The organism is Microbulbifer sp. MKSA007, assembly GCA_032615215.1.
In the GTDB taxonomy this organism is placed as follows: Bacteria; Pseudomonadota; Gammaproteobacteria; order Pseudomonadales; family Cellvibrionaceae; genus Microbulbifer.
Map to the genome: position 1 here is coordinate 177,119 of CP128431.1, position 17,982 is coordinate 195,100.

17 protein-coding genes are annotated in these 17,982 nt (G+C 55.2%); 9 read left to right on the forward strand and 8 right to left on the reverse strand.

Annotated features, from left to right (window positions below; genetic code table 11):
* Positions 1-9: 9 nt before the first annotated feature.
* On the reverse strand, positions 10-1,125 hold the full coding sequence (locus QT397_00685; GenBank protein WNZ53920.1) for an FAD-dependent oxidoreductase: 1,116 nt from the start codon (positions 1,123-1,125) through the stop codon (positions 10-12).
* Positions 1,126-1,248: 123 nt separating this feature from the next.
* On the opposite strand from QT397_00685, the gene QT397_00690 reads away from it, so the two are divergent.
* The 9 genes from QT397_00690 (at position 1,249) to QT397_00730 (ending at position 9,608) form a co-directional block, all read left to right on the forward strand.
* Positions 1,249-1,692 carry a MarR family winged helix-turn-helix transcriptional regulator gene (locus tag QT397_00690; protein WNZ53921.1) on the forward strand — a complete coding sequence of 148 codons (444 nt, stop codon included), beginning with the start codon at positions 1,249-1,251 and terminating at the stop codon, positions 1,690-1,692.
* 51 nt (positions 1,693-1,743) lie between these two features.
* On the forward strand, positions 1,744-2,214 hold the full coding sequence (locus QT397_00695; GenBank protein ID WNZ53922.1) for a DUF3592 domain-containing protein: 471 nt from the start codon (positions 1,744-1,746) through the stop codon (positions 2,212-2,214).
* 222 nt (positions 2,215-2,436) lie between these two features.
* Positions 2,437-3,075, forward strand: coding sequence for a VOC family protein (locus QT397_00700; protein ID WNZ53923.1), 639 nt, complete (start codon positions 2,437-2,439; stop codon positions 3,073-3,075).
* Between the two features lie 363 nt (positions 3,076-3,438).
* Complete coding sequence (locus tag QT397_00705) at positions 3,439-4,941, forward strand: NCS1 family transporter (GenBank protein ID WNZ53924.1); 1,503 nt, start codon at positions 3,439-3,441, stop codon at positions 4,939-4,941.
* A gap of 117 nt (positions 4,942-5,058) precedes the next feature.
* Complete coding sequence (locus QT397_00710; GenBank protein ID WNZ53925.1) at positions 5,059-5,589, forward strand: GNAT family protein; 531 nt, start codon at positions 5,059-5,061, stop codon at positions 5,587-5,589.
* Positions 5,590-5,693: 104 nt separating this feature from the next.
* On the forward strand, positions 5,694-6,209 hold the full coding sequence (locus tag QT397_00715; protein ID WNZ53926.1) for a YgjV family protein: 516 nt from the start codon (positions 5,694-5,696) through the stop codon (positions 6,207-6,209).
* A 64-nt stretch (positions 6,210-6,273) separates the two neighbouring features.
* Positions 6,274-7,461, forward strand: coding sequence for a type III polyketide synthase (locus QT397_00720; GenBank protein ID WNZ53927.1), 1,188 nt, complete (start codon positions 6,274-6,276; stop codon positions 7,459-7,461).
* On the forward strand, positions 7,454-7,954 hold the full coding sequence (locus QT397_00725; protein ID WNZ53928.1) for an isoprenylcysteine carboxylmethyltransferase family protein: 501 nt from the start codon (positions 7,454-7,456) through the stop codon (positions 7,952-7,954). The genes QT397_00720 and QT397_00725 overlap by 8 nt, the downstream gene beginning before the upstream one ends.
* Before the next feature lie 136 nt (positions 7,955-8,090).
* A complete protein-coding gene (locus QT397_00730) occupies positions 8,091-9,608 on the forward strand; it encodes an aldehyde dehydrogenase (NADP(+)) (GenBank protein ID WNZ53929.1) in 1,518 nt (505 codons plus the stop codon).
* Between the two features lie 192 nt (positions 9,609-9,800).
* Here the strand turns inward: QT397_00730 and ugpC are convergent, their stop codons facing one another.
* From ugpC to QT397_00765, 7 genes are read right to left on the reverse strand one after another with little or no spacing between them, the layout of a single operon-like run.
* Positions 9,801-10,904 carry a sn-glycerol-3-phosphate ABC transporter ATP-binding protein UgpC gene (gene ugpC, locus QT397_00735; GenBank protein WNZ53930.1) on the reverse strand — a complete coding sequence of 368 codons (1,104 nt, stop codon included), beginning with the start codon at positions 10,902-10,904 and terminating at the stop codon, positions 9,801-9,803.
* Positions 10,905-10,914: 10 nt separating this feature from the next.
* Complete coding sequence (locus QT397_00740; GenBank protein ID WNZ53931.1) at positions 10,915-11,784, reverse strand: endonuclease/exonuclease/phosphatase family protein; 870 nt, start codon at positions 11,782-11,784, stop codon at positions 10,915-10,917.
* Positions 11,771-12,805, reverse strand: coding sequence for a LacI family DNA-binding transcriptional regulator (locus tag QT397_00745; GenBank protein ID WNZ53932.1), 1,035 nt, complete (start codon positions 12,803-12,805; stop codon positions 11,771-11,773). The genes QT397_00740 and QT397_00745 overlap by 14 nt, the downstream gene beginning before the upstream one ends.
* Positions 12,806-12,816: 11 nt before the next feature.
* Entirely contained in the window at positions 12,817-14,913 is a 2,097-nt protein-coding gene (locus QT397_00750; protein ID WNZ53933.1) for a beta-galactosidase trimerization domain-containing protein, read from the reverse strand.
* A gap of 3 nt (positions 14,914-14,916) precedes the next feature.
* Positions 14,917-15,738 (reverse strand): carbohydrate ABC transporter permease, encoded by an 822-nt coding sequence (locus QT397_00755; protein WNZ53934.1) that lies wholly within the window; start codon positions 15,736-15,738, stop codon positions 14,917-14,919.
* A complete protein-coding gene (locus QT397_00760) occupies positions 15,735-16,688 on the reverse strand; it encodes a sugar ABC transporter permease (GenBank protein WNZ53935.1) in 954 nt (317 codons plus the stop codon). The genes QT397_00755 and QT397_00760 overlap by 4 nt, the downstream gene beginning before the upstream one ends.
* Positions 16,685-17,968, reverse strand: a complete 1,284-nt coding sequence (locus tag QT397_00765) for an ABC transporter substrate-binding protein (GenBank protein ID WNZ53936.1) — start codon at positions 17,966-17,968, stop codon at positions 16,685-16,687. Before QT397_00765 ends, QT397_00760 begins: the two co-directional genes overlap by 4 nt.
* Positions 17,969-17,982 lie beyond the last annotated feature (14 nt).

A 17,982-nucleotide genomic window follows, 5' to 3' on the forward strand; every position in this document is an offset into this window, starting at 1 on the left:
AAGCCACCCCTAAGCCTTAGCGGAGGCGCCAAGCGCTTTGCGGTACATAGGGACCAGCATGGTCTTCGCCTTAGCCATGCGGGCAAACCAGTTTGCCTTTACAGTGCCAACCGGCGGAATATCCGCAACACCGCCCTCGCTGCCAAGGGTGACCAGCATCATGGTGTCGTTGGTTTTCGGCTTGTAGCTCTTCAGCCTCGCCTGTGGGTTCTTGAGCAATTGCTGCACGTTGTGAGCCACAGTCTTCACATGTCCGCGCACATAAAGCGCCTTCTTCACCTCATCGATCCCGGCGATATCACCAAGAGCGAACACGTTGTTCTTGCCCTTCATCTGGAACGTCTCTTCAACGGCGATGTAACCACGAGCGTCCAACAGATGAGCCAGATCCTGCTGCATGTAGTCCGTGTTGGGTTTGCCACCGATGCACCAGATGATCAGGTCATACTCCACCACAGCCCCGCTGGAGAGCTTGGCCTGCCCGGCCTCTGCTTTTTGGGAGGAAGATGGCTCCGGTGAAAGCACCCGCTCGCCGAGCATGAACTTGACACCGCGCTGTTGCAGCACCTTCACCGCATGATTGGCCGTTTTGCGGGAGGTTCCCTTCAACACCTCACTACTGCATTCCACCAGAGTGATGGATTTGCCCGGAAAGCTCTCGCTGATTTCACCGGCCAGTTCAATCCCGACCGGGCCACCGCCAACCAGCAGGATCTTCTGAGCAGCCTCAATTGCGCCGTGGGTTGATTTGAACGCCGCATGCCGCTCTTTCGTGGAGCCTTCGATCGGACGGATCAGGTCAGAGGGATAACGACTGCCAGTGGCAAGAATGGAGATATCTGCCTTAATGGCGCGTTCAGACCCATCAGCTGCCACCACATGTCCGGTCTCTCCTGTGAAGCGCTCCAGTTTGCCGTGAATGAAATCCACGCCCGTTAGAAAGGAGTGAAACGGGATGACGGCCTGATGGGCATAGTCTGACTGCACGGCCACCCGTGGCATCGCCATGGGCACCTCAAAATAATCAAGCGGGCTCACAAGCTGCACGTTCGCGTGTTTTGCAAGCTGCGTGGCAAGGACCGCACCGGCAACACCACCACCATAAATCACAACTGACTTGGACATATCTTCACTCCGTTCTGTTGCGCCTTATATACTGCAATCATTTAATAGTTCAATATTATAAATATTACTTTTTTAAAGCAAACCTGCTAAAACGCCACGTGCAGACGTGAGGAAGCGAGCAAAATGAACGACTTACCAGCCAGCATGCTTGTGCTTTTCCAGTTTCAGGAAATTCTGGGCCGCATTCACAAATCCTACTCTGAGTATGCTGATAAGCTCACCCCCACAGAAACCAATATGCTACTGCACTTGGGCACGCCCGTGCGCATGGGAAAGCTGGCAGACCTACTGTTCTGCCTGCCCTCCAACGTGACTGTCTTGGTCGATAAGTTCGAGAAACTCGGGCTTTTGCAGCGCCAACGCTCGGAAGAAGACCGCCGCGCCATTGAGGTCGCGCTGACGGACAAAGGTCAGGAGCTGCGCACCCAAACAATCGCGCACATCTCACAGGTGATCGAAGAGCAATCCGGCCTTGATCAGGGAGACTTCGAGAAAATTCTGGAGGTGCTAAAGCAAAAGTCGATTATTGCCGGTTCCTGCGGGGCTTGCCCATCCGCTGACGGTTAGGAGTTACTCTGCCGTCTTGGCAACAAACACTTTTCAACTTAACCTATGCATATGACTGAGTATTTTGAACTTCTTGCTGTAGGCGACCGTGATGCGATTTTACTGACAGCCGCCGGATACTTCGCACTGATGGGCGTGTACTCGTTGATTTACATGTACCGAATAAGCAAATGGCCAAGTGTCATCGGTAAACTGCATGAAGAATCGGTCCATGGCTGGGGTGGTGGTTCAGATGATGGAACCAACTACAGAGCGAAGGTGCTTTACAGCTACTCTGTTGATGGTGTGCCCTATGAAAGCGATAGGATTAACGTATGGCACGTCCAAGTATCCTATAATCTGCGCGCACTGTTGAAATGGCAACTCCGCTACATAGATCACCACGACAACTTAGGGGTAACAGTATTCTACCATCCCCGTAAGCCGCATAAGGCTTACCTGGTTGCTCCTGGCTGGAAGCAAATGGCACTGGTATTCATCCTGAATTTTGGTAGTGCAGCGCTTATCCTTTCGGCGTTGTAGAGCATCTGTCAGTTTGTCTCTTTTCCAGCTTAGGCTTTTAAAGTCCCTCAGCGACACAGCCTCAAAACATATGCATCTACCGCTAGCACTGGACACCTCCGTCAATGTGTTCCAAACTGTTACACATTCCTAAGCCACACATTCCCCCGTGGCAATTGCACCCTGTTCGTGGAGTGCACCGATAATCCTCAGTCCTGCCGTAACTTTTCAGAGCCTTGCAGCATGTTAAAATTTGACCATATCACGGTGATTGCGCCGACCTTAAGGGATGGCGTCAAGCACGTTGAAGACTGCCTAGGTCTTCAGGTTCCTTTTGGTGTTTGTCATGATTACATGGGAACACATAATCATCGCCTCCAGCTCGGTGGAACGCTTTATCTTGAAGTTGTTGCACTTGATCCAAACTGCACTGCTCCCAATCGTGCACGATGGTTTGGTCTGGATGATCAGAAGACCGTCAAAGCCGAGTGGAACGCTGGCCGGCGTTTAAGAGGCTGGGTTGCTGGCGTGGAATCCATCGATCCAGTCCTCACCAAACACCCTAACATTTTTGGAGAGCATGTTCCTCTGCCTCAGGGCGATCCTGAGTTTGCCTTTTCCATTGCCAAGGATGGAAGCCTGCCGCTGGAGGGCGCTGCGCCTTCTTTGATTGACCGCTATGGCGTGCCTGAAAACCCCTCAGACATTCCGGATCTGGGCGCGCGGCTTGAGACGTTTACTCTGGAGCATCCTGAACCTGAAACCATAAAGGCGCTCTATGGCGACCTCGCGATTAACTTTCCAATCGAAGTTATTTATGGCCCCAAAATCAAATACACAGCCAAGATCCGCACACCTAAAGGGTTGAGGGAGTTAACGTGAGCAGAACTCCTTCAGCTGCCTTCAAGAATTACCCCAGAAAATACTTTTACCAACTGATCAAAAAACTTAGTTTTGAAGTTTTCTTCGCGCTTGATAAATATTTTCACTCTAATACTTTTGCGAAAATCTAGTAAAATTTGCTCTGACCTACTTGCGCAATACATATTTTCAGGTTAGTTAGCCGACTTTAGCAGAACAATCTCATCAGGCTGTATTCAGCCTCACAGTGCATGTAGTGCAACTACCGGCAAACGGTAATGTCATCACTACTTCTTGCTGTGGGCGCTGTTTTTGCACGCGCATACTTGCGCCCTGCTAAGATTTACTGTCTCAGAAAATTAGATATACATCAGGATCTAGAACATGGCGCAAACCCAAGTTATGGATGAGACTTCGCGCGGCCAATCCCGCCTCATGGAGCCAGCCATCCTTCCCGTCTGGCTTAATCAACGTGCCATCTCCAATCGCGGTTACATTGGACTTTGGATCTCGATGGCGGTGATCATCGCAACCTTCCAGCTGGGTGCTGGCGGTGTGGCGGGTCTCCCTCTTCCAATCGTTATTGCAACAATCTTTTTCGCCAACCTGCTGCTTGGCATCGTCATGGCGATGACAGCAGACATCGGCACCGAGCACGGCATTTCCTTCGCTGTTTACCTGCGCGCGCCGTTTGGCACCGTGGGCACACACATTCCATCCATCACCCGCGGCATCGTGGCAGCCATCTGGTTCGGCATTCAAACCTACCTTGGCGCGCTGGCGCTGAACGGCATCTTCTCCTACCTCACCGGTTTTGATAACTGGGTGGTCTGGTACATCGGCTTTGCTGTGCTGCAGGTGATCAACACCGCCATGGGCATCCGCGCTGTTGAGCGTCTTGCGAAAATCGCAGCTCCGGCAATCATGGCGATCTCCGTCTGGATGTACTTCACCCTTGATGGTCTGGCCACAGCAAGCGGAAAAGACATCTGGTCCTTTGCAGGCGACGCAGAAATCTCCATCGTGGCTTTGTTTGTTGCCAACATGGCCTTCTGGTCTTCTCTGGCAGTCGACATTCCAAATATCACCCGCTTCCTGAAAGTTGAAGCTGGCACCAAGAGCTTCTTTAAGCGCAATAAGAACGTATTCCTCGCTCAGTTCATCGCCCTGCCAGTGGTGCAGAGCTGGATCGCGCTGATCGGTGCTGTCTCCTTCATCGCAGCAGGTGACTGGAACCCGATCACAGTTATTCAGGGTCAGGGCACCGGCATCACTCTGGTGGTTCTGCTGGTCATGGTCGTGCTGGCACAGTGGTCTACCAACACCAGTGCAAACCTGATCCCAGCAGCGCTGACCTTCGTGAACGCAGGCGCTCCATGGATCACCTACGCCATGGGTCTGGTTCTGGCAGCAATCGTCGGTACGCTGGCAATGCCATGGCTAATCCTTGATCACCTCTTCACATATCTCGGCCTTTACGGCGCCATGCTCGCCTCTCTGGGTGGCATCATGATCTGCGATTACTTTGTAATCCGCAAACGCCGCCTGAATGTGCCAGAGCTTTATGAGGAAGAAGGCCAGTTCAAATACATTGCAGGCTGCAATCCGGCTGGCCTGATTGCCTGGGCCGTGGGTGGTGCACTGGCGATCTACGCCATCGACCTTTCCTACTTCGTTGGCTTCTTCACCGCCTTTGCGCTCTACTGGGTGCTGATGAAGGCCTGGATCCTGCCGAAGTTCAAACAGGATGAACTGGTGCACACAGATGATGAGAAATATCTGGCAACCAGCATCAACCGCAACTGGGTATACTTGGACGGTCAGGGCATGGTGAAAATGGATTGCTCCAGCATTCCGGCCCACGCTCTTTCCCGCGAAGACCTCTAAAGCGTATCGCTGAAAAGTGGAAACCGAAAGCCCCTTGCGCCTGCCAGCGTGAGGGGTTTTCTCTTTGCACGTATATGCTGTAGGCTGCACCTGTCCTTTTTTAACAGTGCCTGTTTTATGAATACACCCAGCGACCTTGCCCTGCCGCCCCTCACCCTTCACGAAATCTGCGAGGAGGATGCTCTTGATGTTCTGGAGTTTGAGAGCAGCAACAGCACTTTCTTTGAAAAATGGGTACCAGCGCGCGGGCCAGAGCATTTTGAGGAAGAGTCTCTGAAGCAGGTCATTCGTGATCTGATGGCGGATCCGGACCGGTTTTATCTGATGCGTTCTGAGGCGGGTGAACTGGTGGGCCGCATCAACCTGCGCAAACTGGGTTCCGAGCCTTTGGACACGGCAGAATTGGGCTACCGCGTGGGCGAAAAATACCTCGGCAAAGGCTACGCCAAAGCCGCGGTTGTTGCCGTTGCGGATCTGGTGCGGGCGCAAGGGGATCTGACGGAGTTGGAAGCCTTTGCGGCGGACAACAATCCGGCCTCTTCCAACGTACTGCGGGTCTGTGGTTTCCGTTGGGATAAAGACGGAACCAAGACCGTCCACCTGAATGGCAACCCGTTGACATTGCACCGCTTTACTCTGACACTTTGAGCCACAACTTATCCAGCGCGTAGTATCTCTGACCCGCGCTATTACAGACGATCTGCCGGTCTTTCACGCCTACACTCCTCTTCCAATAAGAAAGAAAATGGAAGATGGATCCACTCGTCATACAGGGCTTTGGGCTGGCGGCCTATGCCGTCAACATGGTTGGTTTTTCCACCAAGCGCGATCAGCTGTTTCGCGGCCTGCTTTTTGTCAGCTGCTCCCTGTTCTGCATCCACTATGTGCTCATGGGCGCGTATGTGGCAGGCGCAAACCTTGGCATCAATGGTGTGCGGTCCTTCGTTTCCCTGCGCTTCAAAGGCTACACATGGTTTGGCATCTTTGCTGTCATCCAAACCGTCATGAGTGTGATGGTGTATGAAGGCCTCATTGACCTGCTGCCATGGACTGCCTCTCTCATGAGTGGCTTCGCGCTCTTCTGCCTCAGCGGAATCCAGATGCGCGTCGCCATGTTCTCCTGTGCGCTCACATGGATGGTCAACGCCCTGATCGTGGGATCCTGGGGTGGGTCACTCAACGACATCACCAATGCCACACTGCTGGCAATCACCATCTACCGTATGAAATCCGCAACTGAACGGGAGGCCGGGCAAGCCGCACTCTGACAATCCGTAGCACTCAATCTCACCCCACCAAAACAACCCCAAAAAACGCCGGATTTTCAGCAGTTTGGTCAAGGCCTATAAAGTTGATGATGCATGTTCTGGCAAGAAAGAAAGCAGGGTTGGAGAGCCGATGCCCGTTTACCTGACCGGCCTTGCGACAGCGGTGCCGCCCTATGAATTACCCCAGACTCTGGTGCTGGACTACGCACGCCGGATTCTTGGGCCAAAGTTTGCGCAGTTCGAGCGCATGGCTGGCACGTTTCTGACCGCCGGTGTCAAAACCCGATACTCCTTTGCGCCACTGGAATGGTTTCTGGAACCTCAGGACTGGAAGACCAGAAACGAAACCTATGTGCGCGGCGCAACGGAGCTGTTCATCACCGCCGCCCGCAAAGCGCTGCTTAAAGCGGGGTTGCGTGCGGATGAGATCGATACAGTCGTGACCGTCTCTTCCACCGGGATCGCAACGCCAACGCTGGAAGCGCAGGCCTGGAAGCAGATGGGCTTCCGGCAGGACATCATGCGCGTGCCAGTGTTCGGGCTGGGGTGTGCCGGAGGCGTTTCCGGCCTCTCCATCGCACAGCAGCTGGCGCAGGCGAAACCAGGCAGCAACGTGCTCATGGTCGCTCTGGAAGGCTGTACGCTCTCCTTCCGCAGTGACCGGCTCACCAAGGCCGATATTATCGCCACCGTACTGTTTGGTGATGGCGCAGCCGCCGCCTGCCTTTCCACCAGCAAGCCAGAAGGGGCTAAACCAGTGTTTCAGCTGGGGGCAGGCCATCAGGAGATGTGGCCGGATACGCTCAACATCATGGGCTGGAACGTGGAAGAACACGGCCTCGGCGTTGTGTTCGACCGCTCCATTCCCGACTTTGCCACAGAGCACTTCCGCGATGTAACAGAGCGCAGTCTCACTGCCCTTTCCATGGAAAGGACTGGCGTCGACCGCTTTGTCTGCCATCCAGGCGGCGCGAAGGTGGTGCAGGCGCTGGAAGGCGCGTTGGATCTGCCCACCGGCATTCTGGATGTGGAGCGCGAGATCCTGCAGGAGTTCGGCAACATGTCCGCCCCAACTGTGCTGTTTGTGCTGGAGCGGGTTCTGGAGCGTGCCGCGCAGGGCAACATGGTCATGTGCGCCCTTGGCCCCGGTTTCACAGCCTCATTCCAACCGGTCACCATTGTTCCGTCAGAAGCTGGCGGGCACCGGGACGCAACTGATTTTTCAAAACCAGAGGGGGTGATCAATGCCTGATGCTTCCTTAGCTGCCCTGCTGTTTCTGGGTTTCATCATCCTCCAGCGCCTCTCCGAGCTGGTCATCGCCCGCAGCAACACCAAACGCTTGCTGGAAGAAGGGGCCTATGAAGTCGGCGCCTCCCATTACCCGCTGATTGTCAGCGTGCATGTGGCGTGGATCATCGCGCTTGTTGTGCTGGGCTACGACAAACCGGTCTCCCTTCCGTGGCTGATGGTGTTCGCCGTCTTGCAGGTGTTCCGCCTCTGGATTCTGCTCAGCATGGGTCGTCGCTGGACCACGCGCATTATTGTGGCGAAAACGCCGCTGGTGACCAAGGGACCGTTTGCGTTTGTGCGTCATCCCAATTACTTGCTGGTGGCACTGGAGATCTTCACCGCCCCCATGGTGCTCGGCCTGTTCCCGATCGCCTTCCTGTTCTCCGGCTTTAATGGTGCCATCCTTGCCCTGCGAATTCGCGTGGAAGATGAGGCCCTTACAGATCTGCGGTAGAAAAGACCTTTGCACAATATGAAGTTATCGGCTTGAACCTGATAGAAGATAGTGATATATCACTGTCAAAATTCAGCTGTGGGCTGCACATCAGCGGCGCAGCGCCTGCCAGATAACTTCATGTGCCGAGGAAACGATGCTAACAGGTTGCCATCTCATCGCCGGAGAATGGGTCGATAACGCCCAGAAATTCGAGTCATCCCCGTTCTCGGGTCCTGCCCAAAGCTATGCCTGCGGCACCACTGAGCTGGTTGACCGCGCCGTAAAGGCTGCCGAAGACGCCTTCATGACCTTCGGCTGGACCACCCGCGCAGAGCGCGCCAAGTTCCTGCGCGCTGTGGCGGACGAGATCGACGCGCGCGGCGCAGAAATCACCGAAGTGGGCTGCGCTGAAACCGGCCTGCCGGAAATGCGCCTCAACGGTGAGCGTGGCCGCACCGTTGGCCAGCTGCGCCTGTTCGCCGACCATATTGAAAAAGGTGAATATCTGGACCTAACACACGATGAGGCCATGCCAGATCGTGCGCCTCTGCCGCGACCTGACCTGCGCCTCAGCCAGCGTCCGGTTGGTCCTGTGGCTGTATTCGGTGCCTCCAACTTCCCGCTGGCGTTCTCCACTGCAGGCGGCGATACGGCCTCAGCGCTGGCAGCGGGCTGTCCGGTGGTCGTGAAGGGCCATGAGGCTCATCCGGGCACGGCTGAGATCGTGGCACAAGCCATTGACGCAGCGATCAAATCCTGTGGCATGCATCCAGGTGTATTCTCACTGGTGCAAGGCGGTAGCCGTGAGGTTGGCACCGCCCTTGTGCAGCACCCGCTGATCAAAGCCGTTGGCTTTACCGGTTCTCTGGCCGGTGGCCGCGCACTGTTTGATCTGTGCGCCTCCCGCCCTGAGCCGATCCCGTTCTTTGGCGAGCTGGGCTCGGTCAATCCAAACTTCATCTTCCCGAATGCCCTCGCCAATCGCGGTGATGCCATCGCGGCCGGTTGGGCTGGTTCCCTGTGCATGGGCGCAGGCCAGTTCTGCACCAATCCGGGTGTGGTTCTGCTGGTGGAAGGCGCTGAGGCAGATGCCTTCATCGCTAAGGCTCAGGAAGCTCTGGGCGCTACCGGCGAGCAGCCAATGCTGACAGATGGCATCGCAGCGGCTTACCGCTCCGGCGCTGAAAAGATCGCTGGCGAAGCGAGTGTTGAGGAGCTGGTGGGCACAGCCTGCGCAACCCGTGGCGCCAAACCATATATGTTCGTGACTGATGCTGAAAACTGGCTCGGCAACAAAGAGCTTCAGGAAGAAGTGTTCGGCCCGCTCGGCATTGTCGTCAAGCTGAAGAGCATCGATCAGATGCAGGATGTGGCGCGCACCATTGAAGGCCAGCTGACCTGCACCATCCACATTGATGCTGCAGACCATGCAGAAGCCCGCAAGCTGATGCCATTGCTGGAGCGCAAAGCAGGCCGCGTGCTGGCAAACGGCTTCCCGACCGGCGTGGAAGTGTGTGATGCCATGGTTCACGGTGGGCCTTACCCGGCCTCCACCAACTTCGGCGCAACTTCAGTCGGCACCATGGCAATCCGCCGCTTCCTGCGTCCGGTTTGCTATCAGGATATGCCGCTGGAGCTGGTTCCGGGTTTTGAAATGGAAGAAATGGCGTAGGCCGGCCTCCCTATAGGCTAAAGCAGCGCGTCCACCTGAAAACCAGAGCCGCTTTTCGGGAGGACGCGACAACGGCAAAAGCCCTGAGCTGAGGCTCAGGGCTTTTCTTTGTTTACGTCAATCCGGCAGATCAAGCTGCGGCCCTGCCGAAAAGTGGTAACAAGCTTTCGGCAAGGCTCGCCCCAAAAGAACTTAAGCTGCCAGATTGCGCAGGGTCTCTCCATCAAACACATGGCATTTATCAAGGGCCATGTTGAAGCTCAGCGTTTCCCCAGCATGCACTGTGCGCGGATTATACATGATGGACTGAACCGGAGAGCCTGCCAGCTCCGTAAACAAAGTTGCCTCTGAGCCCAGGTCTTCAGAGAGCAATACAGGCAGTTGCAGTTGTGCGATTTCGCCGGCTGTCGGCAAGGCATTGCCTTCCGGCGAAATGTCTTCTGGCCGCACGCCCAGCTTCACCGCTTTGCCCGCTTCCAATGTGCTGCGCAGCCGTGTAGGCGCACTCAGCTCACTGCCGTCACCCAGCTTCAGCACCGGATCGCCATTGCTGCTAGCCACATGGGCATCAATCAGGTTCATGGGCGGAGACCCGATGAAGGTCGCCACGAACGTGTTGTTCGGCTTTTCAAAAACCTCACGCGGGCTGCCCACTTGCTCAATGATGCCATCACGCATAATCACGATACGGTCCGCCAGTGTCATGGCTTCCACCTGATCGTGGGTCACGTAGATGATGGTGTTGCCGACACGCTGGTGTAGCTTTTTGATCTCAATACGCATCTGGGTGCGCAGCTTGGCATCCAGATTGGAGAGCGGCTCGTCAAACAGGTACACATCCGGGTGGCGCACGATGGCACGGCCCATGGCAACACGCTGGCGCTGGCCACCGGAAAGCTGGCCCGGCTTGCGTTTCAGGTAAGGCTCCAACCCCAGAATAGCTGCCGCATCCGCCACACGCTTTTCAATCTCGGACTGGGAAACCCCGGCGATCTTCAGCGAGAAACCAAGGTTTTTGGCAACCGTCATATGCGGATAGAGCGCGTAGTCCTGAAACACCATGGAGATGTTGCGCTGGCGTGGTGGCATATCGTTGACCACCCGATCGCCAATGACCAACTCCCCGCCAGAAATCGTTTCAAGGCCAGCGATCATGCGCAGTGTGGTGGATTTTCCGCAGCCGGACGGCCCAACAAAAACGACAAATTCCTTGTCTTTGATCTCCAGATCAATGCCATGAATGACCTTGGTTGGACCGTAGGACTTTTCGAGATTTTTCAAAGTAACTTGTGCCATGCTTTCCCCCTCAGGCATCCTTCAGTTCCAGCCAGACCGGCAAATGGTCAGAGCCTTTCGCGTCTTCATCCACCCACATGCCTGCAATGCGGTGGCGCAAAGAGGCGCCCACAAACACATGGTCAATGCGGCGGGTGTCAAAATGCGCGGTCTTGCCACTCATCTCCTCATTGCCCAGCCACACCCACGGGTCGACAAAGCCATCCAGCGTCTGCACGCGGCCACCTTCTTCTGATGGCGGGCCGGTGAACACCTCATAGACCGGCGTGCCCGGACCGTTGTTCATGTCGCCCAGCAAAATGCAGTCGGTTGGCATGGTTGGCTGCGGTTCGTCGTTGAGCCAGTGGGCATCGATGCCCGGACCACCACACCATGCGCCACCCTCAGATGGAGCGGTCTTGATGCGGTCCTTCACAAACTGTGCTTGTACCAGCGCAAAGTCTGGTGACCAGTAAAACAGGTGGGTGTTGTAGACCCGCAGCGGGCCTCCCGGCGCATCGATGACAGCTTCCAACAAAGCGGCCTGAATGGCATGACGGGTGATGGAGCCCATCTTGGGCAAAGGATAAGTGCGGGTGGAAATGATCGGGTATTTGGAAAGGATCATTTCCCCATGCTGACGGCGGCGGTTGACCAGCTTGCCGTTTTCATCGTGAAACGAGGCGTCCATATCAAGACCCGGGCCATAGACCCAGCGATATCCACCCAGCAGATCGGCCAGTTCCGCAGCCTGATCCACATTGCCATTTCGTTTCCAGAAGCGGTCAACTTCCTGCAGGCCGATGATGTCGGCCCCTTCAAGTTCTCCTGCAATTCTCTCCAGATCGACTTTACCGTCGATGCCGGTTCCGTATTGAATGTTGTAGCTAACTATCTTCATGGGTTTTTCCGGAGGCTTTCCGAGCAACTCCTAAGGAGCCGCGCAGCTTGAGCGCGCAATTGACGCGAATATTGCGAGGGTGGTCAGGCGCCGTTCCATCCAGCCGGCTCAGCACGATCTCCGTCAGATGACGGGCAATCTGCTCAATGGGCTGTTCAATGGCGGTGATGCCCGGTGGGATCAGCCGGAACATGTCCGGATCATCAAAGGTGACAAGGTCAATGTCTTTGCCCACCTGTTTGCCGTTGCTGGACAAACAGTCCAGACCACCAATGGTCATCAGGTAATTGGAGAAGAACACAGCACTTGGCGGATTTTCCATGCCAAGGAACCTGTCCATGGCGGTGTATCCATCCAGCTGGCCCCAATTGCCAACGTAAACCAACTCCTCATCAACACTCAGGCCTGCTTGCTCATAGGCTTTTTTGTAGCCCTGCAACCGGTTTTGCCCTGTGCTTCCATTCAGGTCCCCCGTCACCACGCCAATGCGGGTGTGGCCAAAGTCGATCATGCGGCTCACTGCATCTTGCGCAGCAGCCTCATCGTTGACCAGCACCTTATCCGTTTCCACGCCCGGTACATCATTGTTGAAGATGATGACCGGTTGCTCCCCGGTCAGCAGCTCCTGCACCTTCTCCGTCACTTCATGCGTGCCGGATAAGATGATGGCATCGATGCGCCGTGAAGACGCTGATTCCAGCGCCTCGTTGATGGCATCCGCTTCATCGGAATGGTGAAAGGTTACAATGGAATACCCACGGGCACGCAGAGACCGCACCAGTTGGGTCAAAATCCCCGAGTTGAACTCGTCAAACTTGGGAACCAGATACCCGACTGTGTTCGTGCGCTCTGTTTTCATGGCGCGGGCAAGCGTATTGGCCCGGTATCCCAGATCGGCAATCGCTTGTTCGATCCGGGTCCGGTTGTCCTTCCTGATGCGTTGATCGTTCAGATAGCGTGAAACGGTGCCAACGGCGACGCCTGCGGTATCTGCTACATCGAGGATGGTTGGTTTTTTCACTGCACTGCCCTTTATTCCGCAGCCACAGCGTTATCTGCCTGTGAGATAACGGCGGCCCCATGGATATGGAGGCTAGGAAAGACGATGTGCAGCTTTTTGTCGAGACTGTCATACTGCCATGGCAGTGTTTTACCCGAATAAGCGCAGGTCACGTCCGTTGGCTCTTCGTCCATCCGCACCCAGGCTTTGGCTTCTCTAAGCTCCGGTGCATCCTCGATGATCTCAACCGCGCGGGTCTGACCATCATTGTACGGCACACCACTGCCACGCAACTGGGTTGGTGCGTAAAGCACGTGCAGCACCTGACGTTGCTCATCAGCCTGCTTCATCAAGGACATACGCGTTGCCGATGGAAGCTCGGTGCCGATCAGCTGGTTTGGCATCAGGCGGTTGATGAGACCGCGCACCAGATACTTGTAAAGCGTCTGACCCGTTGTGCCGTAAAGGCGGAACAACGGATAAGCCACATACGCCACATTGCCCTTCTGCAGGATTGCCGGACCAAGCGGCGCTGCATCCGGGTCTTCCGGCGTGTGAAGATGCGAGCAGAACTTGTCCCATGTGCGGTTGAAATAGGATGGACGGACGTCAGCCAGCACATCACCATCTGTTGCGCGCAGAGATGCCCCCTTCTCGTACATAACAACAGAAGCATCGACCAGATCATCGTCCAGCTTTCCCCGACAGGACAGATAGCTCGGGTCGTACTCCATTGGTGTATCGGACAGTTCTGCTCCGATGTCGAGGAGGTATCGCTTGCCCTCAACATCAAGGCCGGACTCGCCAGTGGCCAGAATGGCGCCGCCCGCGTCCGTAAACGCTTTCAGGCGAACCGCAAGGTCGTCATTCAGGCGAATGCTGTCCGGCAAAATAATCAGCTTGTAGTCATCAAAGCTGCTGGAAGAGGAGATGAGGTCAAACGGGATCTGCATTTCCAGAAGCATGCGGGCAGAAGCAGAGTCGCTCGGCTCGCTGCGGTGGCCCAAATGGCTACCAAGCTGGGAGACCTGCGCCTCAACAGAAAGGATCGCCACTTCCCGCTGATAGGTCGCGTTGCTCGCATATGGCTCCAGCGCTTTGACGCGGGAATAAGCCGGGCGGATCAGGTCATAGGTCGCAAAGTCCATATGCCCGTTCGGGTGCAGCTGATCGCCGATAGAACAGCGTGCGCCCAGAGATACCATCAGGCAGCATTCATAGGTCAGCGCGTCAGCCCGCTTGAAGCCGCCGAACTCACCCCAATGCGTATGGAAGCGTCCCGTCATACCCAGGTACGGCAGGTTCAATGTATCCGCGTACCGTGCTGAGACGGGAAAATGGTCATAGCCCCAGCCACCGGTCGGCAGGCTCTCCAGCTCCAGATGACCGTAATATTGGTAGCGCTCATCCTGGCCTTTGTAGATGTGGCCAGAGTTGAAGAAAATTCGTGTATCAGGGAACTCTCCGTTGACCGCTTGCGAAAACCTTTCAAAAAAACGCAAAAGAACGCGTTTATCGTGACTCTTGCGATCATCCGCGCTCAGCGGGTCCAAACCCTCTGATTTCATTGAGGAAAGGCAGGCGTTACAGGTGCATTCCCACGAGGCGAGAATGTCCATGAACAGCGCTGGTGGATTATAACGCGCGCAAACTTCCTTCGCGATGTCGATCTGCCGCTGGATCGCGCCTTCGTGGTTCAGACAGATGGTGTGCCATGTGGGAGTAAGCTGGTTCATGGCGGAGGGCTCGGTGCCCGGATAGTTGGCCGCCGTGTTCTGCGCCTGCATCACACGCCATTCCGGATGCTCACGAGCTGTCAGCTCATCCCATTGAACTGTCAGGTAAATTGGGGTCGCAATGTCGGCTGCATGGCAGGCCTTGATCATATCCCCCAACAGGTCAGCGTTCTGCAGTTCCGGGTGCGGTTTGCCCACATTGGTGGGGTAATAACTCCAGCCGTGATGACAGCGGGCGAACAGGGTGACGGAGTCCACCTCGCCATGCTTCAGCGTTTCAACAAACTGCGTCGGATCAAACTTGGATCCGATCCCTCCAATATGTTCAGAGGTATGAAAATCCAGATGAATCTGGCGGTATCGGAAGTCTTTTACTTCTTTTTTCTGGCACATGATTTAGCCCTTGGAGCCGCTGTTATTTTTGCCGTCAGCGGAGAAATACTTCTGGAAGAACAAGAAGATAACGAGTGGTAAGATGGAGGTGATGATGGTCGCAACCGCGCGCTGATCCCAGTTGGGTTCATAGGTTCCGGAGATCGTGGAGAGCATCACCGGCAGCGTCGCATTTTCCCGCAGGAACAACATCGGCAGCAGAAGCGAGTTCCACGTCCACATAAACTGCAGAATGCCAACCGCCGCCATCGCCGTTAACGTGTTTGGTAGCACGATAAAAAAGTAGGTCCGCAAATGCCCACACCCATCCACCTGCGCTGCATCAATCAGCGAGCGCGGGAAGTTGGAAAGGAAGTTTTTGACCAGCAGAACCGACCAGGCGAAGGACAGCCCTACGAACGGAATGACCACGGACCAGTAGGTATCGATCAGCCCCATCTCGCGCCACAGCTTGAAGAGGGGAATGATAACCACTTGATTTGGCACAACAAATGCGTTCACGAGGATGAGCAGCAAGATCCGGCGGAACGGGAACTTGAGGTAATGGAACGCATAAGCCGCTGCTGGTGCAAACAGAACCGGGAGGATAGTCGCGAAACTGGCTACGGCCAGAGAGTTCAAAAACGCGCGGCCAATCGGGTAGTTGACCCAGACCTCACGCCAGGCTTCCAGCGTGAACGTGAAAGGCTCAATCGTCCACCAGCCATTGACAATCTCGCCCTCCGGACGGATCGACATGGCAATGATACCCACCAGCGGCACAATCCAGATAACTGCAACAGACCCCAGTACAAAAACAGGCCATTTTGGAGTTTGATTGATCATTTGCTCTCCGATGCCTTGTCCAGAATGAGTGGGATGGAACAGACGATAACCGCGAGCAGAAGCACCACCGTACTTGCAGCGCCATAGCCCTGCTTGAAGTAGACAACAGACTCCTGGTACATGAAGTAACCAACTGTTTCTGTTGAACGAATTGGCCCACCAGCTGTCAGGATGTGGATCATGTCAAACGCTTTGAGGCTGTTGAGCAGGTTGATGAAGATCGCAATGCGCACACCGGGAAGACTGAGAGGTGCCATGATGTAGCGCAGGATCTGGAAGTGGGTTGCTCCATCCATATGCGCCGCTTCAATCTGGCTTTTCGGGATCGCCTGAATGGCCGCATAACAAGTGAGCAGAGGCAGACCAGCCTGTGTCCAGACATAGGCCGCAACAACACCCCAGATTGCAGTGGATGGCTCGCCCAGCCATGGAGACGCCCAGCCTTCCAGCCCGATAATGCGCAGCACGCCATTGAGAAGACCAAAGTCAGGCTGCAAAATACCCAGCCACATCAAGCCACTAGCGGTTTCAGAGATGCCATAGGCTGCAAAGATGGCCACGCGGAATGGTGCGGTCTGCTTGGGAGCCAGACCGGAAATCAGCGCAACACTCCAGCCGATAAAGACGGAAATACCGGTACAAGCCAGTGTCCAGGTCAGCGTCACCCGCAGCGCATTCCAGAAGTTCGCGTCATTGAACAGCTTGATATAGTTAGAGAAACCTGCAGGTTTCGGTTGGCTCAATCCGGTCCAGTCAAGAAAACTCACACGGATCGTCTCAAAGAGCGGATACAGCACACCAATGCTGAAGAAGATCAGTGTCGGCGCCAGCAGTGCAAATGCAATCCAGTCGGCGCGGCGCAGGTTACCTCCGAAGAGCCGGGTGGCGAGGCCCGCAAAAGGCCCCGCCTGGGTCTGGGAGGTTAAGATAGACCCATGTTGTACACTCATTGATAAAGCTCACTCGCTTTAGCTTCGAGCGCTGCTGTGACAGTATCAATGTTCGCATCGCTTGGGTCGCGAAGGAATTTCTGCAAGCCAACGCGGAACTCACCGCTCAACTCAGCTGGCAGAAGATCATCAAGAACAAAGAAAACGTCTACGAGCGGCAAAATCTGAGCGTATTTACGCACGATTGGATCGTAGGACGAGGGATCCACGTGCGCGCTCGGTGTTGCAAGGTTCTGCTCTGCAATGATTGCAGCGCCTTCCTTGCTCAGAACGAAATCAATAAACAGTTCTGCACCTTCCGGGTTCTTCGCTTGCTTCATCACAAGGAAGTTCTTTCCATCAACACTCATCGCGTTGCCGTATTCCGGCTTGATCACCGGGAACTGCATGAAGGAGTAGTCTTTCACCGGAGTCAGGGAGTACTCATTCTTGGCGCGCTGGTTTGCCCAGGAACCAATCAGCATGAAGCCTGCCTTTTTGTTTTTCAGCACGGCATCCGCAGCATCTGTCCAGTGAGAGCTGAGCATCGCGCCCGGTTCTGCGCAGCAGTCCGCTTCCAGCATGTCACGCAGATTGCGGAAGGTTTCCTTCACGCGGTCATCCGTCCACGCCACTTTGTGTTCGGAAAGTTCCTTGGCAAAGGCAGGGCCAGCGGTGCGCAGCAGTGCGTTTTCAAACCATTCGGTCTGCGCCCAGCTTCTTGCACCGATGGAAACAGGCAGCATTCCGATTTCTTTCAAGGCACTGAAAGAGCTCAGGAAGTCCTTCCACTGGGTTGGCTCACCCGCGATGCCAGCTTTTGCCAGTGTATCCGGGCGATACCAAACACCGGAACGGTTGCCCGCGATGAAGTATGCCCCATAGGTTTTGCCGTCATAAGTTGCCAGATTGCGCCAACTATCGTTCAACGCAGATGACCAGCCATACTGCTCCCATGCAGCATCAATCGGACGGATCAGGTCAGCATCCACCAGCTCTTTTTCAAAGGATGGCCAGGTGTTGAGCAGGAGATCAAACTGTTCGCCGGAAAGCATTGCAGAACGAATGCCCGAGCGCGGGTCATCCCCACCCGCTGCCGGATTGATGTCCTTGATCTCATAGTCCGGATATTTAGCGGTAAAACCCTCTTCCAGCGCGATGATCAGATCACGTTCTGAGCCACCCAGCCAGTTGAAGATCACAAGCTCTTTGTCAGCTGCAAATGCGGTCCCCCCGCAAATGTCATAGCGGCAATTGCGAGCGCAGATGCCGAATTCAATATTTTCATAACAAGCTCCCAAATATGAAACGTTAT